Source organism: Bifidobacterium callitrichos, from assembly GCF_008698085.1.
Lineage (GTDB): Bacteria > Actinomycetota > Actinomycetes > Actinomycetales > Bifidobacteriaceae > Bifidobacterium > Bifidobacterium callitrichos.
Genome location: NZ_RZJP01000001.1, coordinates 987,255 through 1,013,493 on the forward strand (window position 1 = coordinate 987,255; position 26,239 = coordinate 1,013,493).

28 protein-coding genes are annotated in these 26,239 nt (G+C 61.3%); 12 read left to right on the forward strand and 16 right to left on the reverse strand.

Going from position 1 to position 26,239, the window contains the following annotated elements; genetic code table 11:
• The first annotated feature begins 11 nt into the window (after nucleotides 1-11).
• The 8 genes from EMB92_RS04270 (at nucleotide 12) to EMB92_RS04305 (ending at nucleotide 7,902) form a co-directional block, all read left to right on the forward strand.
• The gene (locus EMB92_RS04270) at nucleotides 12-572 is read left to right on the forward strand and encodes a TetR/AcrR family transcriptional regulator (RefSeq protein ID WP_181281148.1); all 561 of its coding nucleotides are present in this window, start codon (nucleotides 12-14) and stop codon (nucleotides 570-572) included.
• A 111-nt stretch (nucleotides 573-683) separates the two neighbouring features.
• Entirely contained in the window at nucleotides 684-842 is a 159-nt protein-coding gene (locus EMB92_RS11660) for a hypothetical protein (protein WP_223847556.1), read from the forward strand.
• A gap of 321 nt (nucleotides 843-1,163) precedes the next feature.
• Nucleotides 1,164-1,370, forward strand: a complete 207-nt coding sequence (locus EMB92_RS04280) for a hypothetical protein (protein ID WP_025263185.1) — start codon at nucleotides 1,164-1,166, stop codon at nucleotides 1,368-1,370.
• Nucleotides 1,371-1,388: 18 nt separating this feature from the next.
• Nucleotides 1,389-2,234: a VirB6/TrbL-like conjugal transfer protein, CD1112 family gene (locus EMB92_RS04285; RefSeq protein ID WP_107043672.1), complete on the forward strand. Its 846-nt coding sequence runs from the start codon at nucleotides 1,389-1,391 to the stop codon at nucleotides 2,232-2,234.
• A gap of 43 nt (nucleotides 2,235-2,277) precedes the next feature.
• Nucleotides 2,278-2,481, forward strand: coding sequence for a PrgI family protein (locus EMB92_RS11665; protein WP_223847557.1), 204 nt, complete (start codon nucleotides 2,278-2,280; stop codon nucleotides 2,479-2,481).
• 169 nt (nucleotides 2,482-2,650) lie between these two features.
• Nucleotides 2,651-5,047, forward strand: a complete 2,397-nt coding sequence (locus EMB92_RS04295) for a VirB4-like conjugal transfer ATPase, CD1110 family (RefSeq protein ID WP_150393860.1) — start codon at nucleotides 2,651-2,653, stop codon at nucleotides 5,045-5,047.
• 227 nt (nucleotides 5,048-5,274) lie between these two features.
• On the forward strand, nucleotides 5,275-6,636 hold the full coding sequence (locus EMB92_RS04300) for a CHAP domain-containing protein (RefSeq protein WP_223847558.1): 1,362 nt from the start codon (nucleotides 5,275-5,277) through the stop codon (nucleotides 6,634-6,636).
• A 21-nt stretch (nucleotides 6,637-6,657) separates the two neighbouring features.
• Nucleotides 6,658-7,902, forward strand: a complete 1,245-nt coding sequence (locus EMB92_RS04305; protein ID WP_223847559.1) for a hypothetical protein — start codon at nucleotides 6,658-6,660, stop codon at nucleotides 7,900-7,902.
• 6 nt (nucleotides 7,903-7,908) lie between these two features.
• Here the strand turns inward: EMB92_RS04305 and EMB92_RS04310 are convergent, their stop codons facing one another.
• From EMB92_RS04310 to EMB92_RS04375, 14 genes are all read right to left on the reverse strand, one after another.
• Nucleotides 7,909-8,535, reverse strand: a complete 627-nt coding sequence (locus EMB92_RS04310) for an ABC transporter ATP-binding protein (protein WP_055427673.1) — start codon at nucleotides 8,533-8,535, stop codon at nucleotides 7,909-7,911.
• Between the two features lie 65 nt (nucleotides 8,536-8,600).
• Nucleotides 8,601-9,287, reverse strand: a complete 687-nt coding sequence (locus tag EMB92_RS04315; RefSeq protein WP_094729292.1) for a hypothetical protein — start codon at nucleotides 9,285-9,287, stop codon at nucleotides 8,601-8,603.
• Nucleotide 9,288: 1 nt separating this feature from the next.
• Nucleotides 9,289-9,987 carry a hypothetical protein gene (locus tag EMB92_RS04320; protein ID WP_055427671.1) on the reverse strand — a complete coding sequence of 233 codons (699 nt, stop codon included), beginning with the start codon at nucleotides 9,985-9,987 and terminating at the stop codon, nucleotides 9,289-9,291.
• Entirely contained in the window at nucleotides 9,977-10,828 is an 852-nt protein-coding gene (locus tag EMB92_RS04325) for a hypothetical protein (protein ID WP_094667176.1), read from the reverse strand. The genes EMB92_RS04320 and EMB92_RS04325 overlap by 11 nt, the downstream gene beginning before the upstream one ends.
• 86 nt (nucleotides 10,829-10,914) lie before the next feature.
• A complete protein-coding gene (locus tag EMB92_RS04330) occupies nucleotides 10,915-11,322 on the reverse strand; it encodes a DUF2712 domain-containing protein (protein WP_174514764.1) in 408 nt (135 codons plus the stop codon).
• 141 nt (nucleotides 11,323-11,463) lie between these two features.
• Nucleotides 11,464-13,131: a VirD4-like conjugal transfer protein, CD1115 family gene (locus EMB92_RS04335; protein ID WP_150393861.1), complete on the reverse strand. Its 1,668-nt coding sequence runs from the start codon at nucleotides 13,129-13,131 to the stop codon at nucleotides 11,464-11,466.
• Nucleotides 13,128-13,562: a hypothetical protein gene (locus EMB92_RS04340; RefSeq protein ID WP_055427659.1), complete on the reverse strand. Its 435-nt coding sequence runs from the start codon at nucleotides 13,560-13,562 to the stop codon at nucleotides 13,128-13,130. Before EMB92_RS04340 ends, EMB92_RS04335 begins: the two co-directional genes overlap by 4 nt.
• A complete protein-coding gene (locus EMB92_RS04345) occupies nucleotides 13,559-13,867 on the reverse strand; it encodes a hypothetical protein (RefSeq protein WP_055427658.1) in 309 nt (102 codons plus the stop codon). The genes EMB92_RS04340 and EMB92_RS04345 overlap by 4 nt, the downstream gene beginning before the upstream one ends.
• Nucleotides 13,864-14,577: a hypothetical protein gene (locus EMB92_RS04350; protein WP_150393862.1), complete on the reverse strand. Its 714-nt coding sequence runs from the start codon at nucleotides 14,575-14,577 to the stop codon at nucleotides 13,864-13,866. Before EMB92_RS04350 ends, EMB92_RS04345 begins: the two co-directional genes overlap by 4 nt.
• A gap of 18 nt (nucleotides 14,578-14,595) precedes the next feature.
• The gene (locus EMB92_RS04355; RefSeq protein ID WP_190973547.1) at nucleotides 14,596-16,053 is read right to left on the reverse strand and encodes an antirestriction protein ArdA; all 1,458 of its coding nucleotides are present in this window, start codon (nucleotides 16,051-16,053) and stop codon (nucleotides 14,596-14,598) included.
• On the reverse strand, nucleotides 16,053-17,060 hold the full coding sequence (locus EMB92_RS11470; RefSeq protein ID WP_174514763.1) for a hypothetical protein: 1,008 nt from the start codon (nucleotides 17,058-17,060) through the stop codon (nucleotides 16,053-16,055). Before EMB92_RS11470 ends, EMB92_RS04355 begins: the two co-directional genes overlap by 1 nt.
• Nucleotides 17,061-17,099: 39 nt before the next feature.
• Complete coding sequence (locus tag EMB92_RS04365; RefSeq protein WP_150393864.1) at nucleotides 17,100-18,002, reverse strand: DUF3801 domain-containing protein; 903 nt, start codon at nucleotides 18,000-18,002, stop codon at nucleotides 17,100-17,102.
• Between the two features lie 51 nt (nucleotides 18,003-18,053).
• Nucleotides 18,054-19,505 carry a relaxase/mobilization nuclease domain-containing protein gene (locus EMB92_RS04370; RefSeq protein WP_150393865.1) on the reverse strand — a complete coding sequence of 484 codons (1,452 nt, stop codon included), beginning with the start codon at nucleotides 19,503-19,505 and terminating at the stop codon, nucleotides 18,054-18,056.
• On the reverse strand, nucleotides 19,496-19,900 hold the full coding sequence (locus tag EMB92_RS04375; RefSeq protein ID WP_150393866.1) for a MobC family plasmid mobilization relaxosome protein: 405 nt from the start codon (nucleotides 19,898-19,900) through the stop codon (nucleotides 19,496-19,498). Before EMB92_RS04375 ends, EMB92_RS04370 begins: the two co-directional genes overlap by 10 nt.
• 259 nt (nucleotides 19,901-20,159) lie before the next feature.
• Between EMB92_RS04375 and EMB92_RS04380 the strand changes: the two genes are divergently transcribed.
• Nucleotides 20,160-20,696 carry a hypothetical protein gene (locus tag EMB92_RS04380; RefSeq protein WP_146194685.1) on the forward strand — a complete coding sequence of 179 codons (537 nt, stop codon included), beginning with the start codon at nucleotides 20,160-20,162 and terminating at the stop codon, nucleotides 20,694-20,696.
• Between the two features lie 28 nt (nucleotides 20,697-20,724).
• Nucleotides 20,725-21,057 (forward strand): hypothetical protein, encoded by a 333-nt coding sequence (locus EMB92_RS04385; RefSeq protein WP_150393867.1) that lies wholly within the window; start codon nucleotides 20,725-20,727, stop codon nucleotides 21,055-21,057.
• A 116-nt stretch (nucleotides 21,058-21,173) separates the two neighbouring features.
• Here EMB92_RS04385 and EMB92_RS04390 read toward each other — a convergent pair whose 3' ends face one another.
• Both EMB92_RS04390 and EMB92_RS04395 read right to left on the reverse strand, forming a co-directional pair.
• Nucleotides 21,174-22,733: a ParB/RepB/Spo0J family partition protein gene (locus EMB92_RS04390; RefSeq protein ID WP_055427650.1), complete on the reverse strand. Its 1,560-nt coding sequence runs from the start codon at nucleotides 22,731-22,733 to the stop codon at nucleotides 21,174-21,176.
• An 88-nt stretch (nucleotides 22,734-22,821) separates the two neighbouring features.
• Nucleotides 22,822-23,439: a DUF4192 family protein gene (locus EMB92_RS04395; protein ID WP_150393868.1), complete on the reverse strand. Its 618-nt coding sequence runs from the start codon at nucleotides 23,437-23,439 to the stop codon at nucleotides 22,822-22,824.
• Between the two features lie 663 nt (nucleotides 23,440-24,102).
• Between EMB92_RS04395 and EMB92_RS04400 the strand changes: the two genes are divergently transcribed.
• Together EMB92_RS04400 and EMB92_RS04405 are read left to right on the forward strand one after the other, a co-directional pair.
• Complete coding sequence (locus EMB92_RS04400; protein ID WP_223847560.1) at nucleotides 24,103-25,284, forward strand: sensor histidine kinase; 1,182 nt, start codon at nucleotides 24,103-24,105, stop codon at nucleotides 25,282-25,284.
• 16 nt (nucleotides 25,285-25,300) lie between these two features.
• Nucleotides 25,301-26,008 (forward strand): response regulator transcription factor, encoded by a 708-nt coding sequence (locus tag EMB92_RS04405; protein ID WP_150393869.1) that lies wholly within the window; start codon nucleotides 25,301-25,303, stop codon nucleotides 26,006-26,008.
• Nucleotides 26,009-26,239 lie beyond the last annotated feature (231 nt).

Here is a 26,239-nt window from a genome sequence, read left to right on the forward strand (position 1 = left end):
CGAGGATATCGATGAATAGTGCGGAACGGAGACGTAGAACGCGCGAAGCCCTGCTCGAAGCCGCGGCTCTCGAATTTGAAACACAGGGATATGCGAAGACCACATTGCAGGGCGTCGCTGACCGACTTGGTTTGACGCGTGGCACAGTGCTGTTCCATTTTCACACGAAGGAAGCATTACGGGATACGCTTATCCAATGGTGCGATGAGCGCCTGTGCGCAAAAGTGTCCCAATGTAGCGGCAGAAGCGATTTCGCTCGGATTCTCGCCGCGATTGCTGACATGCACTATGAAGATGCGCGAATACGTTCCGGGTTGCTGCTGCATGAAGAAAAAGCCCGAGCGGAGAACGCGGGGCACATGAAGTGGGAGGAAGCACTTGAACTAGTCTTGTTTGGGCAGTCCAACGACGTCCATAACAGCATTAAGGCAGGAACCCTAATCGATATGTACATCGCCGTCATAAGGTCTGATCGATGGAAGAATAAGCAGCAGCTCCGTCAGGCCCTTGATTTCTATCTGTCCCTAACCGGTCTGAGCAAAGCGGCTGAACTCTCTGATAACAGGCTATAAGGGAATCGTATGACAAGAATCAACGATTCTTGTTGACTGACTAGTCAGTCAATGCATATTATGGGAGCACCAACCGGAAAGGTTGGACAACCCAAGGAGGAAGGAACTCCCATGAACACCACCACCAAAAGCAAAATCGGTCTGCTGGGCAAAGTCGGAGCCGTCGCCGCAGCTGCGGCAGCCGTGATGGCTTTCACCGTTCCTGCCGCTAACGCGGCCGGAACCTACGCTCTCCATGCCGGCACGGACTATGCCTTGGCCCAGACTTGAACCAACGGAGGAACCCAAGGTCGCTCCTATGCGCAGCATGGCAGGCGCGTAGCAAGCACCGTGTGGACTCTGCAGTCCAGCCGCGCATACGCAGATGACGGGTACTCGACCAGTTACCACGCTCAGGTCTGGTTCCGCTAAGTTTGACTCTATGAATCGAGGAGGCGAGTTTGCTCGCCTCCTTTTTTCGTCCCAATCAAAACATGAAGGACAATGAAACCATTCGTTGTCCGCCGCTATCCTGCCGGTTTTCCCTGACGATGGGTGTCAACGGAGGCCGTTGCCTGTCGGGCTCCTTGATCATCGTCAGAGGAGGCCGTCGTGGATTTGTTGAATCAGGTGCTTCAGTTGTTCGTCAGGTTCGCCACTATCGGCGGCGGTCTGTGGCTGGTGTGGGGTGCCGTTACATTTGGTGGCGGCCTGAAGGATCACAATGGGCCGCAGACGCAGTCTGGACTGTGGCAGATCGTGGGCGGCGGCATGATCATCGCGGCCGCGCAGATTTTCAACGCGGTGGCTCTGGGCTGAGCTGGTTCGGGGCCTGCCGTGGAGGACTTCATCGTAGCCATGCTCAACATGATCGGCGGCGGAGGTGCCGGTTCGATCACTGCCGGGCTGTTGTCCCAGGCGCCGGAGACATGGAATCCCGCTCTTTATCAGTTGGCGGTGAATGTGCATGGAGTCGCCGTCAAGCCTTTGACGTCGGTGGTGCTCGCGGTCATGTTCACGTTGGAGCTGGCGCGCAACTCGACGCGCATCGAAGCGGATCGCGATCTGGGTGTGAAGATCGTAGCCGGCACCATGTTCAAGATCGCGCTGGTGTTCATCGCCGTGCAGAACGCCGGTTTGTTCATTCGGATGTTTAATCAGGTCACGCAGTTCCTCATGCAGGGCGTGTCCTCGCAGATGTCGTATGAGGCGACGGGCGACGGCGGTCAGCTGGGTGATCTGATGCGCGACCAGATTCGCGATGCCGGGGTGATGGGGCAGGCGGCGTTGTTCTTTCTGCTGGTGATTCCGTGGCTGTTGTCCCAGTTGGCGTCGGTGGTGTTCACAGTGGTGCTGTATGTGCGGTTCATCGAATTGTATGCGTTGACGGCGTTTCAGTCGTTGCCGTTCGCGTTTCTGGTGCATGAGGACACCAAGCCGATCGGCGTGGGTTTCTTCAAATCGTATGCGCGCACGTCGGTGAATGCGGTGTGCGTGTTCATCTGTCTGGTGTTCTATCAGCGGATCGTGGTCGATGCCGTGAAGATCCCGGATTCCGCTGACGAGGGCATGGTGGCGTGGGTGACGGGCAACTTCGGCAATCTCATGATGGCGGGCATCCTGCTGTTCTTCGTGATCGCGGTGAGTCAGCGTGTCAGCCGGGCCATAGCCGGCGGCGAGTAGCCGCCTACTATAAACCGGATCCAATCGGGGAAAGGATTCTTTCATGTTGCAGATGCGCGTATATAAGGAGATCGCCAATGTCGAGGCGAAGGTGATGTGGGGTCTGAGCTGGCGCCAACTGGCGGCCGCCGCGTGCATGCTCGTTCTGGGCGGAGGCGAGGCTGCGTTGTTCTGGTCGTTGGGACTGTCCGATCTGGGGTCGTATCTGCTGTTTGCGGTGTGCCTGCCGTTCGCGCTGTGGGGCTGATGGCGTCCGAAGGGGCTGAAGCCTGAACGGTATCTGGGATACATGCTGCGCCAGCGTTTCGGCCCGAGGGTCTACCTGCTTGAATCCTATGTTCCCGCGAGGTTTCCCGGCAAACCGTCATTGAGGGAGAAGACCCGTAGACGAATCAGGGGAAGGAAGGCACGTCGTCATGTCTGACATCAGCGGCAGCAAGGCGGTCAAAGGCAATGGCAAGCGACATGGAAAGGCCGGGAACAGGCGTTCCGGGAATCGTCGCATGCCGCGTTCGTCGAAGGAGCTGCTTGGCTATGATTCGATGCTGTCCAATGGCATCGCGTTCCTTGGCGGCGACCGGTGGAGCGTGTCTCTGCGAATCAGCGACATCAATTATCAGGTCGCGACCCAGGATCAGCAGCTGGACGTCGTGGACCGGTGGGGTCGTTTCCTGAATTCGGTCGGCGAGAACATGGGTGTCCAGATCACGGTCGCCACGCGCATGCTGGATCCCGAGGAGGTGACGCGCAGCATCGCCATGCCGCTTCGGGGCGATGCGTTGGATGGATTGCGCGGGGACTTCAACCGCAATGTGCGTCGGCGTCTCGCCGGCCGTTCGCAGGGCGCGGTGACGGACAAGTATCTGACGCTGACGCTGCATGAACGGGACGGGGAACGTGCGGTCACGCTGCTGAACCGTGCCGCGTTGCGTGCCACGGCGCAACTACGATCGGTGGGCGGCTGCGTCGGCGTCCGCTTGAACCGTCAGTCGCGTCTGGCGGTGCTGCACGGGATGCTGCGGCACGGTGTCCGGTTCTCGTTCACCGAGGATGATTTCCTGCAATCGCATGGCATGTCCACGAAGGATTACGTGGCCCCGTTCGCCGTGGACGTGTCGGATCGCCGTTGGCTCCGGTTGAGCTCGGGCACCACGGAAGTATGGCATCAGTGTCTTTTGGTGCGTGACTTCCCGGATTATCTGAGCGATCAGCTGGTGTCGTCCATCACGGACATCAAGGCGGATATCACGGTCAGCATCCATCTGTCCCCGCGGGGCAAGGCCGAGGGATTGAAGCTCGTGAACCGGACGATCGCCGAGATGGACATGCAGGCCATCGACGAGCGGCGCAAGAACCGCAAACAGCATCTGCCCGAGGACATGCTGCCTCATGATCTTCAGGAATCCATGACCCAGGCGGGCGAGCTGCGCGATGATCTAGAGCATAACGGCGACCGTCTGGTGGATTCCCTCATGATCGTGGACGTGTCGGCGGACAGTCGCGAGCAACTGGACCAGACGGTCCGTGACGTGACGGCCGCGATCGATGGACAGTCATGCGTGGCCGAGACCTTGGCCTACATGCAGGTGGAGGGACTGAACGCCGTGCTGCCATTGGGTAATCCTTTGCCGCCGATGCGCCGCACGCTGACCACGTCGAGCGCGGCAATTCTGGTGCCGTTCACATCGCAGGAGCTGTTCGAGCCGGGCGGGGTGTTCCATGGGGCGAACGCCCGCACCGGCAATCCCGTGGTCATCGACCGTACGAAAGGCATGAACGGCAACGGATTCGTTCTGGGTACGACCGGGTCGGGCAAGAGCCAGGCGGCGAAGAACGAGATCACCCAGATCTATCTGACCCGTCCGGACGATGATCTGATCGTCATCGACCCGGAACGTGAGTTCACGCCGTTGTGCACCGGTCTTGGCGGCGAGCGAGTCGAGATCGGGGAATCGTCGCGCGCGCATATCAACGCTTTGGATATCGAGTATGAGGATGATTCCGAGGGTGATCCGATACGGTCGAAATGTGCGAGCGTGCTGAACATGCTCGGCGTGCTGATCGGCGGACAGGACGGCATCGACCGCATGCAGCGCAGTCTGATCGACCGTACGGTCATCGGCATGTATCGCGAGGTGCGGGAGCATCCAGAACTGGGCATGCCAACGCTCGTCACCCTGCATGACCGTCTCACGGCTTTGAATGAGCCAGGTGCCCATGATGCCGCGCGAGCATTGGAGATCTACGCGACCGGCAGTCTGAACGCCTTCGCCCATGCCACTGATGTGAATACGTCCAGCCGGTTCCTGGTCTATGACGTTTCCGGTCTGGGAGCGGAGTTGCGCACATTCGGTATGCTCGTCGTCCTGGATCAGATATGGAACCGGGTCGTCAGGAATCGCCGTCTCGGCCGGCGCACCTGGCTGTGGGTGGACGAGTTCCATCTGCTGTTCTCGAACCGGTATGCGGCCGAATACTTCCTGCGCCTGTACAAGCGCGCCCGTAAATGGGGCTTGTGCCCCACCGGCATCACGCAGAACATCGAGGAGCTACTGGCCAACCAGGATGCGCGTCTGATGCTCGCGAACAGCGACTTCCTGTTGCTGCTGAACCAGACCGCCACGGATGCCGACGCCTTGTGCGAGCTGCTGAAGCTGTCCGATGAACAGCGGGCGTTCTTCACCGGGGTGCAGCCCGGTCAGGGCATGGCCAAGAGTGGTACCGCGTTCATACCGTTCGATGGGCGCATCGATGCCGATAGTCTGCTTTATCGGTTGTATACCACGAAATTCGAGGATCGGAAACCCGAATGAGACCCGTCACCTCCGACTCCTTCCACGCCACACGCAATCTCGTTCGGCCGAACGGCACGATTCATGGCTTGAAGGTCCGTCATGTCAATGGACTCTCCCATGGGCCAACGCTGGCCGGGCTGAAACAGCCACGAACCACCATCAGGAACAGTCAATCCGAGGTATCGCACCCAATCTGTACAACAACCGTCAGCGTTTTGGAACGTGGTGTGAAGGCGACACGGTCCGTGCTTGAATCGCAATCGACACAGACGGAGACCAGCGAGGATGACGATCTGTTGTCGTCAATGGTCCCTGCAGACCGGGTACGCGACGGCGTGACCGGCATTATTCGCACAAGACATGCCGCAAGAGGTTCAACGGCGCGTGCCGAGGCGGGAAGAACGGCTTCGGTTCGTGCCAAACGTGCGAGGCGTTCCGGCAAGACCGTACGATCAGGTGTTCAGGGGGCCGAATCCGCTGCCAGAGCTTCGACGCAGATTGCACGACAAGTCACACAGGCGGTTTCTCGGACTATGACGGCGGTGAAGGCCGGTGTCGCGGCATCGGCATCGGCTGCGGTCAGCGTTCCATTTCTATTGGGCGCGGCGGCGGTGCTGATGGTCTTCAGCCTGCTGTTGTGGTTCATCCCCACCGTTGCCGTCGGAGATGACGGAGGCTGCGAGGCCAGTGTGATCGAGGTTCCGGACGAGGCGAAGCCATGGGTGAGCGAGGCGGCTCGATCGAGCGGATTGAGCGCTGATTTCATCGCGGCGATCATGAAGCAGGAATCCGGTTTCCGACCGGATGCGTATGCCGACGACAGCAACGGCGGAACATGGGGACTGCTGCAGATGAACAGGATCGTATGGCGCGGCGTGCATCCCGAAGGTGCCGACCGGACGCCACCTGAAGGTATTACCGACCCCATGGTCCATGCCCATTACGGCGGCATATACCTGAAAAACCGTCTGGAAGGCGTCAAACAACTCAAGGCCAAGCATCCGGGCATGCCGTTCGCCGAGCTTGACGACCTGACGGCTTTGGTCATCGCCCATAACGCGGGCGAAGGCAATCTCATGAGGTACCCGGATATTCCCAACATCACCAAACGGTATCTCGACAACGTGAAGCCGGCGATTGATGCGGGAGGCGGCTGTTCGGCCACGGCAGGACGAACCATCGGCAAGCTCACGCCGCCGTTGGTCATGCGGTCCGGCACTCTGAACGTGGATGTGGCGGCGACCGGCACGCCCGTAGGCAAGATCACCACCTATGCAACCGGTCAATGCACATGGTGGGCGGCCGCTCGCCGATTGCAGATCGGCAAACCTGTGGACGGTTACATGGGCGACGGCTGGATGTGGGCGTCAAGCGCCAGAAAATTCGGATACCCGACGGGCGGCGGCATACAGCTCGGCGACGTGGCGAGCTTCGCCAAAGGCTATCTCGGCGCAAGCGCCGATTACGGACACGTCGCCATCGTCGAGGAAATCAAGGACGACGGCAGCATCGTCGTCAGCGAATCCGGCGGCGGCCTTCCATACGCATGGCTCAGGACCCTTACCAAGGAGCAGGCCAACAATCCCAGCATCACTTACATCCACTAATCCCGAGGGAAGGAAGGAAGCATGCGCCGCATCAATCCCAAGCTTGACCCTTGCGAGCTTTCCGATCTTATGAGCGATTCCGCCAACTGGGATCTCCTCATGCAAATCCGCAATCATCCCAGTACATGGCCGGAACTCGACCAGTGGGCTGCGCATGCCATTGCAGACCCTGAAACCGCTGGGGCTCCACCGGAACCGTTGACAGACGGAAAACCCAAGCACCGGCTGCTTCCCATCACACCCATCATCGATGATGAGCTGCCTCGCGATGCACGGAACAACAGCACTCCCGTATCCAAGCTTGACAAACAGAAGGGAACGACGATAGACACACCAATGGGGGTAGGGGAACATGCCAAGGATGATGTGTCCTTGGCAGAAGATTCATCGGCTGACAGCACGGATGAGGTGGCCGTCCATCGGCATATCCCTTTTACCCACATCGCCGGCATCATGCTCGTTCTGGTCATCGCAGCAGGATCAGCCGCAGGCCTTGTCATGGCGAAGAAGAACTACGACCATCAGGCGGCGCTCACGTCATGCAATCACGCAATCAAGCAATCTGACATAGTGCGGATTGAATGGAACAAGGCATTGAAACAGGCGGAACCATATGCGAAGTTCCAGGATAAAGACGTGCGGGATCCCAAGTCTTTGGAACTGCTTGGCAAAATCATGCAATATCAACCATCGATCTCAACAGAAAATTGCAATCCGAGTCTGACGGCCGACCGTCTCGATCGCACTCGTGCAGAAATAGGGAGAGCGAATAACCAGCTCAGAACCCAGATCAGGAACCTGCATGACACAGTTGACACGGTCAAGGCATCACAGGAACAACAACAGATCGACAACGCACAGAACGCACTGAGCCAAACCATTGAAGACGCCGATAGGTTCTACAAAGAATCCGCGAACAAGGTCAGAGACGACAACACCCGCGCACGACTCAATGAGCAGATCACCCATGCACGACTCATGATGCGCGACCATCAGGATCTTGATGTCTATAACAGAACCATCCAGGACCTCAACGAAGTCATGCAAATCGTCCGGGATTCCATGACGGCTGTAGTAGAGAACGAGGAAATATCCGAGGCGGGCCGTTCGGATGGTTCCACGCATCCAGGATCGGATTCCCAATCATCGAACCGACAACCCGCACCATCAGCGGAAGGTTTATCCCAGCCAGTCACGCGAGGCAATCCCACTTGGGACGTACCTGGGCAATCGGCAACCCCCTCATTCCCCGACCGGCTGGGATAGTACTGCTCATCCGAGTTTGCCGTCGGTCATGGTGTAGAGGTGGTCGGCGATTTGGTTGAGTTCATCGCTGTGGTGGGAGGCGATGATGGCGGTCCGTCCCATGTCGCGCTGACGTTTCATCTCATTGAGGAAGATATCCACGGAGTGTTCGTCAAGGCCGTTGGTGGGCTCGTCGAGCAGGATGAGATGCTGATGCTCCATGAGGGCCTGGACGATGGCGAGCTTCTGGCGCATGCCCAGGGAGAACGACTTGACCTTCTCGTGCCTGTGGTCGTTCAGTCCGAACAACGTCAGCAGCCGTGTGGTCTCCCGCTCGTCGTAGGTATGGTTGATGCCGGCGAGATAGCGCAGGTTGGCGTCTGCGGTTTCGGAGGGCATGAATCCGGGGTTCTCGATAATCACACCGACCATGTCGGGGAGCTTGCGGTTGAATTCGACCGTTTTGCCGTTGATGGTCACGGTCCCGCGGTCGGGACGGATGAATCCGCATACGGCCCGCAACAGCATGGTCTTGCCGGAGCCGTTGGCGCCGACCACGCCGTATATCCGTCCCCGTTCGAAGTCGGCGTTCACGTCTTTGAGGACGGTCCTGCCCTTGAGCGTCTTGGTGAGGTTCCTGACCTGCACGTACATGATGTTCCCCTTTCGCTGGTAACAAAGTGGTTGGTTTTCCGATTGGCGACGTCATCCCGACCTCTTCAGAGAATCTGCATCCGATTGAACGCGATCAGGTTCGCCGCGGCGCATATGAGGATCGTCAGGATGGCCGCGGGCATCCAGTTCGGTACGTGAAGCGGACCGACGGCGAGCAGCCACTGCTGCGGTTCCGAGAACGACATGAGCAGTCCCAGCAGTACGACCACGACGAAGTAGCCAGCGATGCGCGACCCCGACAAGTAGCCAAGGTTCGCGGTCAGCATCGCAGCCAGCAGCACGCACGCCGCGCACACGGCCGAACCTGCGAACGCGACCGGGTCTTCGTCCGGGAACATGATCCGCTGGGCCACGGCTTGGATCAGGGTGTAGACGACGCAGTACACGGTGATCATGAGCAGGTAGGCGAGGAACCGTCCCGGTCCCCGGCCGCGTCTGACGTACACCATGCACTCGGGCACGGCGAGCCATTCCGAGAACTGCTCCAACGGGATCGCCATACCGAACAAAGCGTACACCAGTGCATACATGTTGTACGCCAGCCCCGGAGTGAACGGCGAATCCGACGAGCGGAACATGCCGATGAACACGCCCGGATCCATACCGCTGATCAGGAACCGGTACACGACCACCGCGTAGATGACGAGCAGCATCGCGCGCAACCCGTTGCGCCGATGTAGCGACTGCAGGAACCGGGCCATCTGCCACTTCATCCGACCACTATCGTTCATGTCACGCCTCCAACCTGTCCATGTGTCCAAAGGCGACGACGTTCGCGACGACGAGCAGCAGACACCAGCCGACGAACGGCGCCACCTGCCCGACGAGCACATCCGACCAATAAGGACTGATCGGATACCAGAAGTAGTACACGTACCGGGTCACCTCGCCCGTCAACGGCAGCAGCATCCAATTCGCCAACAGCAGGATGGCAATCAGCACCGGCAGCGTCCGCGAGAACGGCAGCCCGCAGTTCGCCAGCAGCAGCACCAGCAGCGACACGGCCACGCACATCATCACCGTCTGCACCGTCAGCATCGCCGTCAGCGACAGCGAGCCCGGCTCGAACGGCCGGCCGAGCAGGACGAACTCGGTCAGTGCGAACACCACACCCGAGCACGCCCCTGTCAACAGGCCCATCAGAGTCAGCCACGCGAGGTTGTGCCGCAACTCGTTCCTCGGATCGCGGCGCACCCGTTCGAACGCGCCATACCTCGCACTGCCCGCGCCCACCGCGATCAGACACGGCGGCAACGAGCACAAAGTGGCGCCCACACGCATGAACCCGATGTAATCGTCGTGCAGGGATGGGGCCAAGCCCCCGTATAGCAGACTCACGGCGCATACGGCGCCGATCAGGGACACCAGCCCCACTGCGATACGCATCACCCGTGGCGCGGTCCGGAACGGATGGAACAGATCAGAGCACATCGCGGGCCTCCTTCACCCGCGCGAGCACCAGCGAGCAGACCGTCATCCCGACCGTCATCAGGAGCATCCCCAAGTAATTGCGCCACGCGGTGCCAGGCGCATCCCAATGCGAGAAATTCAGGAAGATGATCTGGCTCCACTCGTCGGGAACCAGGCCACCGGTCAGCGCGGGCAGCATCCACCACACCAGACTCGCCACGAACGGGACCAGCAGCTCCACATGCCTGCGACGGATGAACAGGGACGAGCCCAACGCCAACAGGGCGAACGCACCCGACAAGACAAACACCAACAACAGGATCACCGCAATCAGCAACGGCTGACTCATCCTGTACAACGGATACGCCCACGACGACGAATCAATCAGTACATATTTAGGCAGCATCATGCCATTCTCATCCGCCGATGTACCTTCGATGAACGACAACTGTGGTGTCCGAACAGCCGAAACCAACAGGTTGACGATCAACGGCAACACCCCACCCAAGCCACCCAGCACAAAACCGGACAGCATGCTTGTATGCAAAAGCGCGGAACGTCCCTCGCGCGGAAGCATGTTCAGCAGGCGACCGCTACGCTCCTCCACCGCCCACACGCTCCCACCCATCAGGGCCGCGAAGAACGGCAGCAAATACAGATACAATGTGGATGCCGAACCATACTGGTTGAATAGCATCACATCCTTCAGGAGCGATGGCGCACTTTCCCTGATTCGATACCCCGCGTGGTACGTGGTCCAATACTGCACCGCCATCAGCATTACAGACATAGCCACGACAACCAGCAAACGAACACTGCACACGTTTCGCGCCAACTGCCGACGGAATACAAATCTATTCATGCTTTACTCCCTACTCCCATATCGTTCTAATGACGATGTGGGTGACGCCGAATATGTGGCACCACCCACATCGTTATTAGTCGTTATCAGTTAGAGTCCGGACTCCAGACACCATACGCAGACGTTGCAGAGATGTAGTTCTCTACATTCTGCATACGCAAATGAATTTGCTTGGGGCCGTTCTTGAAAGCGTTATTTGATACAAGAGCACTCTTATTGCTGCGCAGGAATTCAACGCTGGATGACACGTCATCATTGCTGTATCCAAGGGCCCATACCCTAATGGTACGATTCCCAGATACATTATCAGCTCGCACGAAGGAAGCTGAGCTATTCTGCTTCTGCCGGTTAGGGGTATCGAAGGTAGACCAGTTCTTGGCATATCCGCTCCAGCTGCTGCTGCTCACGTTGCCGGCGATTGCCGGTGTTGCGAAGCAGGCCATAGCCAGCATCGGTATGAAAACGCCAAGAAGCTTGCGCTTGACGGTGTTCATGATGACTCTTTCTCTTTTAAGGGTGTACGTCTGACGAGGCTTCACCAGACGCTGAGGATTCATCAACGTCTTTGTGATGAACCTCACATTTATACTGGCACTTTATTCAAAACGCTGCCTGTGAAAAGAGGGGTTTGTCATCTATAGATGACAAACCTTATTGCTAAGGAACGGCGGTATGCCTCTGAGTAGGTAGATGCACTGGTTGGCAGGTATGCGTCCGAGTTCGTCCGGGGTGAGGAGTTTTCGGGCGTTCTTACGGGTGCTGCGCGTCCAGCTGCCGTTGAGGCCTTTGGTTTCGCTGGTTTCGATGACGTCGATGGTCTGGTCTCCGAGTCGGTCGCTGATGTATTTGGTGGTGCTGGGTTCGTTGCCGCCGAGGAAGAGCTGGCTGTCGCAGTTGCCGGCAATGGTTTCCCAGTCATCCCGATAGAGGCTCTTGCCTTGGCTGACGGTCTGGAGGATGATGCTGCAGCTGATGCGTCGGCTTCGTATGGTGGCGATGAGCCTTACGAAGTTGGGGATTTTGCCGATGTTGGCGAATTCGTCGAGCATGCAGTGCACGTCGCGGTCGAGCACGCCGTCGGGTTTGGCGTCGGCTTTGCGCACGAGTGTTTCGAAGAGGCATTGGTAGAAGACGCTGGCGATGAAGGAGAACGTGGCGTTGGTGTCGGGCAGTTCGAGGTAGATGATGCGTTTGCCTTGGTCGAGGGTTTCGAGCCGGATGTCGTCGCCGTCGAGGATCCGGCGTACCTCGCGCACTTGGAGAGGTGAAAGGTGGACGCCGGTGGTGATGATGATGCTTTTCTTGGTTTCGCCGGCGCCTTTGAGGAACGTGTTGTATTGGGCGCATGCGAACGCGAGCCCGTCGAGCATGCTCCGGGTCTCCTCATCGTAGTCGTCGGGGTGTTCGCGCATGCGGTGGATTTCGGTTTGGGCTTCGGCAAAGAGCGCATCGATGATGTATTCCTTGTCTTCGTCCTGTTCGCTGGCTCCCATTCGGTCGAGTGTGTCGGTGACTTGGTTGAGGGTGGGGTTGTTTTCGGTGTAGTAGGTCCATGCGATGAGGGCGCATAGGAGTGCTTTTTCGGCGTCCTGCCAGAAGCTGTCTCCGGTTTTGCGGTCTCCGTTGGCGTTGGTGACGAGGTTGTCGGTCAGACGCAGGATCGCGGATTGGGGTTCTTCGGGGTCGATGTAGCGCATGGGGTTGAACCGGTCGGACCGGTCGAGGCGGATGAGGTCGAGCGTGTTGACTTGATAGCCGCGGTCGCGCATGGCGTGTTCCGTGTCGCGTTTAAGTTCGCCTTTGGGATCGGTGACGGCCCAGTTCATGTCCACGGACAATAGGTTGGGTTTGACGTAGTAGCGGGTTTTGCCGGAGCCTGATGAGCCGAGCAGGAGCGCGTTGAGGTTGCGTCGGGTGCGTCGCGTGTCTATGGAGAGCCGTTCGGTCTCTGTGAATCGGATGTTGCGGGATTCCACGGGGTCGATGAACGGTTTGATGTCCTTCGGGGTGCCCCAGTGGGCGGAGCCGTGTTCCTCACCGCTGCGCAGGTTCAGGCGCGCCGTGTACTTGTATGCCCAAATCAGCAGGCCGACGCCCATTGCGGCGAGCCCGCACAGCAAATCGGTATGGTTCGTGGATAGGTGGAATGGATGGTACAGGTCGAGCCAGAATCTGTTCATCAGGTCGATCACGCTCGTGCCTTCATCCAGGTCGGTGCGTATCTGGTAGCCGATCTTGTCGCCCAGCCAGAACAGTGTGAGCAGTCCCATGGCCGCGGGCAGTATGGCTTGCAGGCGTTTCATTGGTTTCCCTTGTCTCCTCCCACGCTGACGCGGTGCTGCGTCATGGTTCTTCGTATGTCATCTCCAACGAATGCTTCGGCCGCTTGCGAAATCCGACTGTTGATGCGGTGTTCGGCGCGGACGCGGATGTTCGTGAGCGTCTGTTCCCTAGTCCATGGCGGATCGTCGGCCGCGGGCTGCATGACGGCGGTGTCCGCTTGCAAAGGCTTATCGCGTCCGAGTGCCGGCTGTCTGTTTCCCGCGTCGGCGGCGCTGGTGATGCGCGTGAGACCTTGGCGGTTCTCGATGGTGTCGCCTCCGTCGCACATCGCGGCAAGGATGCGTCCCACGGGTGTTTCCGCATCGTAGATGGCCGAGTTCCCGCGTGTGATTGGAGTGCCAACGGTTTCCTCGCCTGCATCGATGATCGTGATTGTTCGCGCCGTGTTCACGGGAGTGTGTCCTTGACGCTGGTGTGCAGGGCCATCTCGTCGGCCAGGATGTACACTTCGTCGGCGTTTTCCTCTTCGTGGATGATGCCGTGGACGATGAGTCGTCGTCCCTGCAGTGCGCTCTGTTCGCGCAGGTATGTCGCATGGTCTCCGGCCGCGTGCACGCGGATGATGAGCGGCGTGTCCATGGTGCCGGCGTTCACGGTCAGGGTTGCCGTCGTCCTGCCGTCGCCGTCGGTGTGGAATCTGGCGTCATCGGTGAGGATGCCGCGCGCATAGGCCTGCGGATGTCGGGCGTCGATCATCGGCTCGGCCTGCGTTTTCTGATGGGTTTGTCGATGTTCGGGGCTTTGCCTTGGACGGCGTTGATGGCGTCTCGACCGATGGCGCGGGCATGGCGGCCGCCTCCGGTGAGCGCGTCGGATTCGGCGCGGGCCTTGGACACCCGAACGTGCCTGGAGGAGAGCGTGTCGAGGGCCTGTTCCCGTGCGGCCATGACCCGGATGCTCCACGGGTCCCGGTAGTCGTCGATCGGCTGGCTGATGCGGGTGCGGTCGGGCAGTTCGTTGCGTCGGGTCTTGCGGTCCACCGCGTAGGAGCGGCATGCCGGTTGTGTGGACCGGATGTAGTGGATTGCGGTGGCGAGGTCGGTGATGCGTTCCTCTCCTGTCTTGTCCATGTCGATGAGCACGCGGCCCTGCACGTGTTGTTCGTCGCATATGGTGCGTGTCCATGTCTCGTAGTCGCGCACGTCAACGGCGTCACGCTGTTCGCGGTCGTGCTGGTATCGCGTGGCGTCGAACCGGTAGGTGATGTCGTGCGGATGTACGTCGGCCGACCATTCAGGCAACGGTTCGACAGGGATCTCGTGCAAGGTGACGAGTCGGTACGGTGGTTCGATGTCCCCGTAGGAGCCTTGGGGCTGGAGGATGCCGAAGCCTTCCATGCGCAGCTCGTAGCCGAGACGTTTGAGTTCGTCCTGCAGTTGCCGGTAGGCGGTGTCCATGGTGGTCATGCTGGTCTCCTCGGCGGCTTATCGGTTGCGGGTCTTCGTCCGGTCCGGTGTGGACGGATGGGTTGCGGAATCGTTGGTGCGTTGGCTGGCCCGTTGGCGTATGCCGTCGAGCACCGTGTCCCTGCCTTTCGACGTGTTCGGCTCTTCCTCTTTCGCCGATTTGGGGTTGAAGGAGGTGATGGGTGCGGGCAGCGCGTATCCCTGGTCGATCGGGGTGATGCCGTCGGCGGGGTCGAGTTCGCCGGCGGGTCTGGCGCCCATGGTTTCGGCGAGTATCGAGGCGGCGTCGCCGCGCCCGGTCCGGTCGGCGATGATGCGTTGGAGGGTGTCCTCCAATCCGGCGCTGATGTCGGTGGAATCGGCGGGCATGATGCACTGGTAGACGGGTGCTCCCCAGTTCGTCGCCGTGCCGGCGAGCGTGTATTCCATGATGCGTTCGCTGGGTTCGAGCAGTGATTCGAGCCGGAACGGTTCCCGTGCCGGCATCTGGTCGGGATTGGCGTGTTCTGCTGCGTGTTCGGCGACGAGTCGGGCGAACGTGGCCGAGCCTGAGGGCATGTCGCCGTCCAGCTGGTCGGCCACCGGTTTGACGAGGCCTTGGACCTGTCGGCGCAGGGTGTCGCCATCGGTGTCGTTGGCCTGCATGATGCGTTCGGTGATGCGCTCCGTGCCGTCCGATCGCATCACGTTGTCGTGCGTGTCTCCCCAGCGCTCGATCATCCGCATTGCGTCGGGGGTCGACTGCGTCGTGGCGTCGAGGCCGGGCTCGTCGTCGGTGTAGGCGTCGATGATCTGCTTGAGTTCCGTGCCGGAATACCGTTTGGTGTCGGGGATGGTGGCGTCGATCAGGAACCCGTGGTCGGCGAGGGTGACGTTGTCGTTGATGGCGGCGTCGCGCCCGTATTTCGCCACGTCGAAGTACATGCCGTATGGTCCGTCAAGGAGTTTCGCGAGTTCCGTGCTTTGGTTGACGCAATGCCAGCCGTACATCTCGTCCAGGTCGGGCGTGTTCTCCTGCGTGATGCCTTGCGGCGGGTCGTAGGTCATGTATTCGATGTCCTCGGATTGGACGAGCAGGTTCGCCAGTCCGATCGGGTCGTGCACGCCGTTCATATCGGCCGCCAGCCGTACCGCCTCCAATGCTTCGGGCTGGTCTTGCGTGAAGATCCGGGCGGCTTGCGCGAGCGTGTTCAGGGAGTGGAGGTCTTCGTATTCGCCGGGCCGGTAGTCGAGTGCGGCGAGCAGGCCCGTGTATTCGTGGTCGAAGATGCCGTATTCCTCATAGGTGACGCCTCCTTGGCGTCCGATCTCATAGGCTTGCTGCGCGTCGAGCGTCAGTCCGACCTGTTCGGTGAGGAACCGGTTGATCCGCTGCTCGTCCGTGGGCAGGCGCAGCCATCCGCCGATGAGCGTGCCCTCGTTGTATCGTCCGAGGTTGCCTACCCATACGTTGATCGTCAGGTCGTCTTCCGCCATCATCGGCTCCTTGTCTGTGATTGCTGTGATTGCGTCCGCGTTCTTGCCGGCGTGGTGGATGGTGTTTGCGTGCGGCGTTCGGCCCTGTCCTTGATGGCGTCGAGTGTCCGGCTCTTGCCGGCCTTCCGGGATTGCTCGGCCGCCGGTTCGGGGTTTTCCGGGCCGGGTGCTGCTGGTGGTTCCTCGCCGGTTGGGGTGCCGGTGGTGGCGGTGACTGGTTTGTTTTCGGCGTGCTGCCTCGCGTAGGCCATGCGTTGCGCTTTGACGGCGCGGCACAGCTGCCATGCGTCGTCGATGCGCATGGTCTCTCGTTGCTCGCCTTTGCCGCGCCACAGTTCTACCGGTTCGCCGGGTTTGAAGCTGACGGTCACGTCGCGCCCGTTCAGTTTGGCGTCCCGTGCATGGTCGGTCAGGAAGCGGTCGAGCTGCCATCCGGTCAGGTCCACGCCGCGGATGCTGGTGCCCTGCGGTATCGCCACGCGCATCTTGTCAAACATGCGCCCGTCCTTGGAGGTCATCCGGTACAGGTGCACGTAGCTGTTGGGGAAGTTCACGCGCGGCCAGATCTCCCTTGTTCTTCCACCGGCCGCGGGTTGCGCCGTCTGCTCGCCGCCGGGCCGGCCGACGGCCGTCTCGTTCCGTTTCGGCTCCGGGGCCGGAGTTCGCGCGTTTCCGGTCTGTTCGGGCTGCCATCGCGTCGGCGTCTGCATGGCGTCGGGCGTGTTCCATGATCGTGCGGCCTGCGTGCGGATGCGTTGGGCGATCTCGTCGGAGGCCTGGTCGAGGTCCGGCGCAGGGAAGCTGATCGAGGCGTCGGGCCATGCCTGGTTGTGGCGTCGGATCGCGTCATCGACGACCATGCGGGCGACCTGGCCCAGCCGATTGTCCTGCGGCATGCCGGCGGCCGCGTATTGCTCGCCGCGTCGCGCGATGTCCGCCAGGGCCTGCCGGTCGTTGTCGATGAGGTTGTCCATGAGCCAACGCGCGTTGGCTGAAAGCTCGGGCATGGCGATGTTCCTTTCCGGTCATGGTCGTCGCGCATCCGTTCACCGGGTGCGGGTGCGTTGCTTCGAGGGCGCGGTGCGGCGTTGCCCTTCGATGCGTTTGCCGGCCCGCTTGCGGATGTCGTTCAGGGTCTGCTGCTTGGTTTTGGGGCGGCGCACGCCGCCGTCCGGGGCGGGGATGTCCATGCGGTTCCAGTCCAGGCCCCGTGAGCGTGCGGTCAGGGTTTCGATAGTGTCGGCGATACGTCTGGCCTGGCCGGCCGGGTAGGTGAAGCGCACCGTGTCGTCGGCGACCCGTTGCGTGTGGTGGGGTATGTGGAGCCGGTCGAGCTGGTCGGTGATGATCGCGGCGTCACGGTCCCAGGGCACCGTGCGGAAGTCAAACCGGCCGTTCGATGGCGATTCGGCGTCGAAGGCGAGGCGCAGCGCGTCGTCGGAGGGTTCGAGGAACGGATTCGGCTCCTCTCGTTCCGGTGCCGGCATTGTCTCCGTGGCCGGCCGTGCGGGATCGGCGTCGCCGGGTTCGGGAGTCGTGGCGGTCTCCTGCCGGGCGAGTTCCCGGTTGAGGCGTTCGACGATGCGTGAGACGACGTGGTTGACCTCGTCGGCGTCCTTGCCTTGGAAGTGGAGGAAGGTGCGGCCGGTGTCGCGGTCGTGCTCGATGTGGAAGGTGATGCCGGCCTTTTTCAGGTCGTGTTCGAGCTGTCGGGCGTATCGTCCGGTGACTTCCTGCACGTTGATCGGCTCGCCGGTGCGGTGCAGGGTCTTGCCGTCCACCTTGCCGGTGGTCCTGATACGCCGTAATGTCTCGCCGGTGGCGTGCACGCCGATGCCGAGCAGGTGCAGCGCCTTGTCGAGCCCGTATTTGGTCACGTCGATGATGACGCGCGTGCCTTGCTCGCTGACGCGCATCATGAGTTCCTGTGCCTGGTCCTCGGCCGCCATAGGATTCTCCCGTCATCCGTCGTGGTTCGTTGCGTTCCAGCTTCCGCCGGCTCACCGGTTCCTGCGGCGGACACGATGCCCGCCATCGCGGCGTTGCGCGCGCCGTGCGCCGTCGGAGCGTTCGGCGGTTGGCGTGGTGCGGGCGATGAGCCGGCGCAGGGCGAGGGCGTCGGAGGCCAGGCCACGGGTCTCTTGCTCCTCGATGGCGAGCTGGGCCTCCAGTCCCGTGGCGTCGGCTCCCTGATCATGGTTGTCGGCGATGAGCGCGATCAGGGCGCGCATGTGCTTCGCGTTGCGTTCGACGGAGTCGGTGAGTCGGCCGAGCGTCGCCAGCCGGCCGTCGCCTTCGTCGATGACCTGGGCGAGCACCTTGAGCTCGCGCAGGCTGTCGGCGAGCCGGTCGCAGGCGATTGCCTGACGCAGCGCGCGCCCGTTCACGCCGGTCATGTCCCGGCCGTCGAACCGTTGACGGCAGTAGTCCTCCAGTCGCAGCGTGGGCCGCGCGAACCATGCGTACAGGCCCTCGCAGTCCGTTGAACGTGCATAGCCGCCGTTCTCGTCGGTGAGCACCTGTCTGACGTCGTCGGACAGGTAGGCGTGCCAGATCCTTCCGTCACGCACGAGCCGGTCGCACGGTATGGACAGGCGCAGGCGTCCGTGCGTGCCGGGCACCCGCACGGTCACCGCCGTATCCGTCCGACGGGCGATCATGGCCTCGTGGAAGGTGATCTCGCTGAGCGTGCGCCGGTGGATCTTGCCCATGATGGCGAGCATGTTGTATGCCACGCCCAGTCGCCGGTCTCGGATTCCGCGGGTCTGCCCGCATGGCGTGTAGGTGATGCGTCCGCCGCGCACGGTCGCGTTGACGCCGAGCGTCGCGAGTTCGCGGCGGAATCCCGCGAAGTCATGGGCGTTCATGCAGGCCGTGTCGATGCTGGTGCGCAACCGGTCCTTGAGGTTGCCGCCTCTGGCGCTCAGATGGAGTTCCCCGATCGACGGGGCCACGCGCCCGGACCGTTCCGGCATGAGGGTGTGCAGCCCGTATTCGCGGCATAGCCGGTCGCTGATCTTCCGCCATTCGCCCAGGGTTCCTTTCCGCAGACGCAGGGCCTTGCCCGTGATCCGGTCTGCCGGGCAGATGAGGATGTGGTTGTGCATGTGGGACCTGTCGGTGTGGGTGGCGATCACGTAGTCGTGCGTGCCTCCGGTGATCTCCCGGACGAACCGTTCCCCAATCAGATGCGCCAATCGGGGCGTGACCTGGTCGGTGGGATCGAACGATTGGATCACGTGCAGCGCCAACACGGCCCCCTGCCGGCGTGAGCCGCCTTTCGTGGCGTCCAACGCACATTCGAAGCCGCGGGCGATGGACTCGGCGTCCGTGATGTCATCGCCGACGGTGGTCGAGGCCCACCGGTAGCCGTCGGTCTTGGCCGGGTTCGTCACGTAGGCGATGCTGCGGGCAAGCGTGCTTTTGATCTTGCCGATCTTGACTACAGCCATTCGGGCACCCCTTTGGGGTCAACGTCGGTCTCCACCCGGATGCTCAGGCCCGCGACCAGCCGTTCCGCCTGGCGCAGCTCGTCGAACACGCGCGAGAGCATGGCCAGGTCCGTCTCCCGCGTGGTGTTCGCGTGACGGGCGATCTGGTTGACGTTGTTGCCGATCCTCGCCAGTTGGGCGCTCACGTCATGCAGGTTCGCGGGCATGGTGATGTTGACGCGGTGGGCGCATCTGATCCTGTTGCGGGCGAACGCCATCCAGCCCACGGGCCTGAGCCCGGCCTGGATGCGCTGACGGTTCTCCACTTTGAGCGAGTCCGCCACCCACCGCCATTCCTCCTCGCTGAACGTGACCGCCTTGCGGATCGTCCTGGAACGGTTGCCTTTCCAACCCATCGGCGCCTCCTCATATCGGGTTCCACGGGTGTCCCGCGATCGGCCCCGAGCCTCGCGGGGCCGCGCCGGTGTACGTACACCGGCGATGCTTGCTACACACCAACCGCCCCTCCGGGGAGGGGATGGTTGCGCACCGGTCAGTTTCGCCTTGGCGCCACGCCATGCGCGGCGGACTTCAGGTCACGTTTCGCATGCCGACGCCGGTTCCGTTTTCGTGTCCGCCGGCATCATGGCCGGCGTCGTTCTACGATGCGGGGCAGTGAAGAACAATCACCGTGAGGAGACCGTCATGGCGAAGCCGAGGGAACGCAACCGGGCGATGCGCGCCATCGCCGACAACGCATTGGATGCCGAGTTGGAGGCACTCCGGCGCAAACGCGGCGAACTGTCGCGCTTGGGCATCCTGCTGGACGACATGCGCTGGGCCGCGGAACGATTCCGTGACGCCGCCCAATCGTTCTGCGACGACCATCACATGCCTCGTGCCCAGCTCGTGCGCACGCTCAGGATGGAGCCAAGGGAGACGGGCATGGCGTTCCATGCCGTCACGCCCGACTACGGGCAGGCCAATCCCGCCGATAGTCACGGCGAAATCCATGATGGCGAGGATTTGTCCCTCGAATCCGACGGCCGACCGGCATCCGCCGTCGATACGCCGGAGATTGCCCTGACGGAAGACAACGCCGCAACGGCGAATGCGGCCGATGCCGGTGATGCCGGAGAATCCGGTTCGATTGGATTGGACCCGGAGGGATTGCGATTCGGTTTCCCGCGTCCTGGCGGCTACGCTGGATGACATTGGCGACATACGGGAGGTGGCGGCGATGCCGATGCTGCTGGTGATGCTTGGCCTGTCGCTGGCGACGGGCGTGATACGCATGCTGATGCGGGGCGTGGCCTCGTGCCTTGCCCTGTTCGCGCACCCGTTGCGGCTCGTGGTGTTCCTCGTGAACTCCGTGTTCACGGCGTTCGCCATGCTGTCGGGATTGCTCATGCTGGCGTTCCTGCTCATGCATTTCCTCGCCGGCTCGGACGCTCCGGCATTGGACGGCTCGTTCGCGTTGATCGTCGCCACGTTTCTCACGGCCGTGCTTGCGAGCATGCTCATGGATTGGTGCGACGCGCGGCTCCGACGACGCTCCGCCCGCCACGGCTGAACGTCACCCGCCGCCGCTTGGCTCCGGAAGGCGCGGGCGCGCATGCGCCGTCACGTTTCGCCATTCGCGCCCGGACGGGGGCGGAACCCGTATTCCGGTTCCGCCCCGTCCGTCGCTTATTCGGCGTCGTCCGGCTCGCCGGATGCGTCGTCGGCTTGCGACGCCCCATCGTCGTCCGGTTCGCTGTCCTGCCCTATGCCGGTATCCTCGCCATTGTCGTCGTCATCGATTGGTACGAGGGAGCCGTTGAGGGCTTCGGCTTCCGTGTCCGAGGTGCGGTAGCCGAGTGTTTCCAACGCCTCGTACAACGGTGCGGCGTGTTCCGCGATGGTCGCCGCGTCACGCCACGTTTCCCAGCTGACGCGCTCTTCGGCCAAGGCGTAGAGCAGTCCGAACGCGGCCCGTTGCGGGTCGCCGGCAATCATCGCGGTGACGGACTCGCGTAACGGGTCTTCGGCCTCGTCCTCCGGCTTTGCATCATCGGCGTCGTCGCCCGCCGTGCCGATGCCGGTGATTTGCTCCCAGACGTCCTCGGCATGACTGTTCCATTGGTCGAATCCCTCGGTGAGCGTATCGAGCGCGAATCTCGCGGACAGCAGGGCGACGGCTTTGCCGATGCCCTTCGGCTGGGATTTCAGTTCCATGAGATGCGTCACGAACGCGATGCGCAAATCACGGCTTGCCCGCGCGAACTCCTTGGCCGGTGCCGTCTCGCGTTCCTCGCGTTCCCGTTCCTCTCGCCAACGCGCCTCCCGCGCCTCGCGGGCCGCGGTCTCGGCCTCCTCGTCCACGGTTTCGTACAGGGCGATGCCGCGCGCCCATGACGCGCCTTCGGCCCGCACTCCAACGACGGGCGTGGCTCCGTCATGGGAGTCGCGCCATGCGTCGATGGCCTTGGCGATGTCGCCCGTGGTCAGCATCGTGGTGCGACGCAATCCCTTTGGCGAGTCATACCAGTTGTCCGTGTTCGGCTGTTCGTCGGCCGCGTCGATGCCCATGCGTTCCAATTCGGCTCTCGCCGTGTCGAGCCATTCGCGCCATGTTCGCTCCTGCCGGGCGTGCTTGACGGCCATGTTCCAGTTCTTGCCGCCTGCCGCCTCGGCGAGCCGTTCCTGAAGGTCTGGATGCCGGTCGAAGTCGGCGATGGTCTCCCAGTCGTCGATGCTCAGCTGGGCCGTTCCGGCCTTGCTTCGCGCGTTCTCGCCGATGGCGGCTATCTTCAGGCGTCGGCGCACCAATGACGTGGAACGGCCGGTGCGTTGCGCTGCCTCGTCCACGCCCACGCCCAAATCGAGAAGCCCCTGATAGCCGTCGGCCTCCTCGATGACGGTCAGGTCGGCGCGCTGGCTGTTCTCCACGAGCATGAGCTCGCGTTGCTCCCGTTCCGACAAATCGGCCACCACGGCGGGTACCCGGCTCAATCCGGCGAGTTTGGCGGCGGCGAGGCGGCGATGCCCGATGACGAGCAGGTAGCGTCCCTGCGGCGTGGGAGTGACGAGCAGGTTTTGCCGGATGCCCTGCGCGCGTATCGAATCCGCGAGTTCCGACACATCGCCCACGTCGCGGCGCGGGTTCGCGGGGTTCGGATCGATAAGTCCCACGTCCAGCATGACGATGTTCGATTCCTCCATGCCTTCGTCGGCCGATACGGGACGTTCGATGATTGCGGTTTCCATGATTGTCTCCTTGAAAAAACAGATGATTGGGGATTGGCTGGGGCTTCCGGAATCGGAAGCCCCAGCCAGATGAATCCACGGCCGACGCTCAGTGGCGGCGGCGTTCCGTCCACGCGGGGCGGATGCCGTGTTCGCTGGCCGCGAGCACGAGGGATGCCAACGAGCAGTCGTCGTCCAAGGCCAAGGCCTTGAGCGCGCGCACCGCGGCGGCGGTCGAACGGTCGGCCATCCACAGCAGGTACGCGCACGACGCCATCGGCTGTGCCTTGTATCCGTCCGGGGCGTCGGCCGTCACCGATTCCAGCAACGCCGTCGCGCGTTCCCCGCGTCGCGTGTCCGGCTGGTAGTCGGCGTCCTTGAACGCCCGTGACAGTTCGCGCATGACCACGGCCGCCGACTCCATCGAATGCGGCTGGGCGTACAGCATGTGCAGTTCGCCGCCGCCCATCTCGCGCAAAGATGCGAGTATCAGCGCGTCCCGCATGCTCAGGCACTCGGTCATCAGCACCGCCAGCGTGACGCGCTCCTCATGGGAGAAGCCGCCCTCGTCGCGCGACAGCAGGCCGTTCCACCTGTCCATCAGGGGTGCGAACCACTTGTCGGCCGCTTCCGCCGGCCCAAGTTCACGCCGGTCCTGAAGGAACCCGTCGCGTACGCGCTTCGCCAGTCCGGTTCCCGTCGTGCGGGTGTCCACCATGTCGTTCATGTCCATCGGTCCTTTCCGTGTGGTTTCCATTTCGGACACCACCCGCCTGCCATGCGCGCAGGCGGAGAGACCGGAGGCGTGGACCGCGACGATCCGGGCAGTAGCGAAGACGGCATGCTGGTCCGCCGTCGCAGCGCAGGCACGGGAGCGGCGCGGGACACGGCGCAGGGAACGCAGACGGAGCGCATGGCATGCTGGTGGTGGCCGCAAACCCCTCGTCAGATTCCGCGCGGCCCACCGCCGCGAGCATGCGAGCGGCCAGACAGCACGGTCATGCGCGCAGCGCATGGACCGGGGCCGCGTTCCCGCGCCGATTGCGGAGAGTATGTCGAACAGCCCCGCCTGGAGCATTCTCTCCGCAAGCGGAGAGGGAAGTCCGCGATAAGTTACTGTCATCCGTAGATGTCAAACAGGAGCCCAGTCATGGACATGCGAGCCTCAAATCGTAGATAATGGGAAAGCTGTATTCTCGGACAACGAAGAAGGCGTAAGGTGCAGGTTGCGAGGAACCATCTCATTATGGGCTCACGCCGGGGTAAGTCATCAGATGGGAGACAAACGTTAGCCGTCACCCCGCGGGATCGATTGATCCTATGGCTTCGTCAGCTCAAAGGGGAACGCCTGCTTCGTTTCACGACGACTCTGATCTGCATCGTTGGCACGATGGGCGTGCTGATCCGCGATTATGTGAAAGAGCGGATGGCAATCGGCACAGGATATTCGTTTATCCGGTTCCTCAACGAGGGAGCGGGAATATGGTACTTCCTTATACTGCTAGTTTTGGGAGCCATAAACGTGACGTTAAGGTCCAGAAGCCCCGTGGCGTTGCTGGCCTTGGAATTCATTGAGCTCTCTCTGGGCGTCCTGTTCGGCGTTGGTCTGCACTCATACACGCAGGTCGCGCTTATCTTGGTGCTTTATCTGTGCATTCGGCTTCCTTTGTATGTTCAGGCCATGTGCGATCTGGCCATGATCTGCATGATCGCAATGCAATACATCTATCCCTCCTATCTGCAGCCTCAATATTTGGCGTTACTGTACTCCGTCGCTTTGGCCGGCATCGCATCCTCACTGTTGTCCATAGCGTGGGAACGGCGAACGTCGAATAGGCTGCTGTCCGAGGCACGGCGAAAGACCGCAATGCTGGCGGAGGAAAAGAATCGTACGGAACGGCGCCTTCGCATGGCCAACGAGCTGCATGACAGTGTCGGTCATGGATTGACCTCGATTATCGCGTTATCGCAGGGAGGTGAGGACTGCATAAGGAATGGCGGCTATTCCGCTTCGCAACTGGCTGATGTCTTAGCAGAGATCACATCGATTGCGAAGGACAGTCTGACCGATACGCGCCGTATACTAAAGGTCTTCAATGAAGAGGAATCGCAGCCGTCTTTGGAACAGGTCGGTCTTGACCCAGTGAATCAGGATGACATCCTGCGTTTACGGGATTGGGACGATATCAGACCCGTACTGGAACACATACGCTCAACCGGAATCATCGTCGTGTTCACCGAAACGGGAAGACGCGTCGAGGACCCCCGCCGTTCGGATTTATGCTTCGCCGTCACTCGCGAGGCACTGACCAATGCCCTTCGGCACGGCGCGGGACTGACCCGCATTGCCGTCTCCTGGAATCATTACCGTGATGGCGGAACAGCAATCACGATCCGCAACGATGGACACGTCTCCGGACACGACACCACCGGCGAGGCATCCGGTCAAAGCAGGAAGCCGACAGGTGGAACCGGACTGCAACGGCTCTCCCAACGCCTTGCGAAAATGGGCGGCACCCTGTCCTATGGGCCATACGGCAATGGCTGGGCGGTCAAGGCACTAATCCCCTGAAAGAAACGGAAGAACCATGAAGGATGCAAGAGACGACATCATCAAGGTCATGCTGGTCGATGACATGCGAGGGGCGCGCACCGGCTTCATGATGATGCTGAACAACGATCCGAACATCATCGTCAGCTCCCAGGCCGTGGACGGCGCCCAAGCAATCGAGTTCCTACGGCAATCACCGCAGCAACTGCCTGACGTGATTCTGATGGACGTGCGCATGCCCGTCATGGACGGCATAGAGGCGACGGGCATCATCAAGGAGCAATTCCCCCAAATCCAGATACTGATCCTGACCACATACGATGAGGACGATTACGCCTTCGACGGATTGGCGCGAGGGGCATCCGGATTCCTGCTCAAGGATGCGACCCCCAAACAGCTACGTGACGCCGTACACGCCGTGCATAACGGAGATGCGGTATTGACACCGAGAATCACCGGTGAAGTACTCAATCGCGGGGTTCGGCCCATATCGGACAACACCCGCATCAAGCTGCTACGAAGCCTATTCGACGGACTTTCCAAGCGGGAACGTGAAGTCGCGGAACTCGTGGCGGCAGGCTTGTCCAATCAGGAAATCGCGGAGCGCCTATTCATCGAAACGACATCGGTACGGCGCACGGTAAGCCGCATATTGGCCAGAATGCACATGCGGGACCGGGTTCAAATCGCCATAGCCTGGTATCAATCGGGGCTGGACCAAATAACAGGCGGCAAACCAGCATAAAAATCACGATATTCATCTCAAGGATTGTGGTGTTTGTCATCTTCAGATGACAAACACCACAATCCTTTTATTGGAGAATAGAGCGAACTGGTTAACTGTCTATGTCCATCGCTCAAGCGAACGGAACAAACCTAGCATATATATCACGTCACTTCTGCCATCCCCTAAGATAGGGCAGTATCCAAAAACCGTTAGGGGGGGGGGGGACTTCGATTATTGCGGCTCGGGTCA

Bases quoted from the DNA above. Each gene is read 5' to 3' on its own strand.
- EMB92_RS04295 (WP_150393860.1), top strand. From the start codon at position 2,651: ATGTCTGACATCAGCGGCAGCAAGGCGGTCAAAGGCAATGGCAAGCGA.
- EMB92_RS04370 (WP_150393865.1), bottom strand. From the start codon at position 19,505: ATGGCTGTAGTCAAGATCGGCAAGATCAAAAGCACGCTTGCCCGCAGC.
- EMB92_RS04320 (WP_055427671.1), bottom strand. From the start codon at position 9,987: ATGTGCTCTGATCTGTTCCATCCGTTCCGGACCGCGCCACGGGTGATG.
- EMB92_RS04375 (WP_150393866.1), bottom strand. From the start codon at position 19,900: ATGGGTTGGAAAGGCAACCGTTCCAGGACGATCCGCAAGGCGGTCACG.
- EMB92_RS04335 (WP_150393861.1), bottom strand. From the start codon at position 13,131: ATGAAACGCCTGCAAGCCATACTGCCCGCGGCCATGGGACTGCTCACA.
- EMB92_RS11470 (WP_174514763.1), bottom strand. From the start codon at position 17,060: ATGCCCGAGCTTTCAGCCAACGCGCGTTGGCTCATGGACAACCTCATC.
- EMB92_RS04350 (WP_150393862.1), bottom strand. From the start codon at position 14,577: ATGACCACCATGGACACCGCCTACCGGCAACTGCAGGACGAACTCAAA.
- EMB92_RS04395 (WP_150393868.1), bottom strand. From the start codon at position 23,439: ATGAACGACATGGTGGACACCCGCACGACGGGAACCGGACTGGCGAAG.
- EMB92_RS04400 (WP_223847560.1), top strand. From the start codon at position 24,103: ATGGGCGTGCTGATCCGCGATTATGTGAAAGAGCGGATGGCAATCGGC.
- EMB92_RS04385 (WP_150393867.1), top strand. From the start codon at position 20,725: ATGCCGATGCTGCTGGTGATGCTTGGCCTGTCGCTGGCGACGGGCGTG.
- EMB92_RS04315 (WP_094729292.1), bottom strand. From the start codon at position 9,287: ATGAACGATAGTGGTCGGATGAAGTGGCAGATGGCCCGGTTCCTGCAG.
- EMB92_RS11660 (WP_223847556.1), top strand. From the start codon at position 684: ATGAACACCACCACCAAAAGCAAAATCGGTCTGCTGGGCAAAGTCGGA.
- EMB92_RS04330 (WP_174514764.1), bottom strand. From the start codon at position 11,322: ATGAACACCGTCAAGCGCAAGCTTCTTGGCGTTTTCATACCGATGCTG.
- EMB92_RS04310 (WP_055427673.1), bottom strand. From the start codon at position 8,535: ATGTACGTGCAGGTCAGGAACCTCACCAAGACGCTCAAGGGCAGGACC.
- EMB92_RS04355 (WP_190973547.1), bottom strand. From the start codon at position 16,053: ATGGCGGAAGACGACCTGACGATCAACGTATGGGTAGGCAACCTCGGA.
- EMB92_RS04390 (WP_055427650.1), bottom strand. From the start codon at position 22,733: ATGGAAACCGCAATCATCGAACGTCCCGTATCGGCCGACGAAGGCATG.
- EMB92_RS04325 (WP_094667176.1), bottom strand. From the start codon at position 10,828: ATGAATAGATTTGTATTCCGTCGGCAGTTGGCGCGAAACGTGTGCAGT.
- EMB92_RS11665 (WP_223847557.1), top strand. From the start codon at position 2,278: ATGTTGCAGATGCGCGTATATAAGGAGATCGCCAATGTCGAGGCGAAG.
- EMB92_RS04405 (WP_150393869.1), top strand. From the start codon at position 25,301: ATGAAGGATGCAAGAGACGACATCATCAAGGTCATGCTGGTCGATGAC.
- EMB92_RS04345 (WP_055427658.1), bottom strand. From the start codon at position 13,867: ATGATCGACGCCCGACATCCGCAGGCCTATGCGCGCGGCATCCTCACC.
- EMB92_RS04305 (WP_223847559.1), top strand. From the start codon at position 6,658: ATGCGCCGCATCAATCCCAAGCTTGACCCTTGCGAGCTTTCCGATCTT.
- EMB92_RS04365 (WP_150393864.1), bottom strand. From the start codon at position 18,002: ATGGCGGCCGAGGACCAGGCACAGGAACTCATGATGCGCGTCAGCGAG.
- EMB92_RS04270 (WP_181281148.1), top strand. From the start codon at position 12: ATGAATAGTGCGGAACGGAGACGTAGAACGCGCGAAGCCCTGCTCGAA.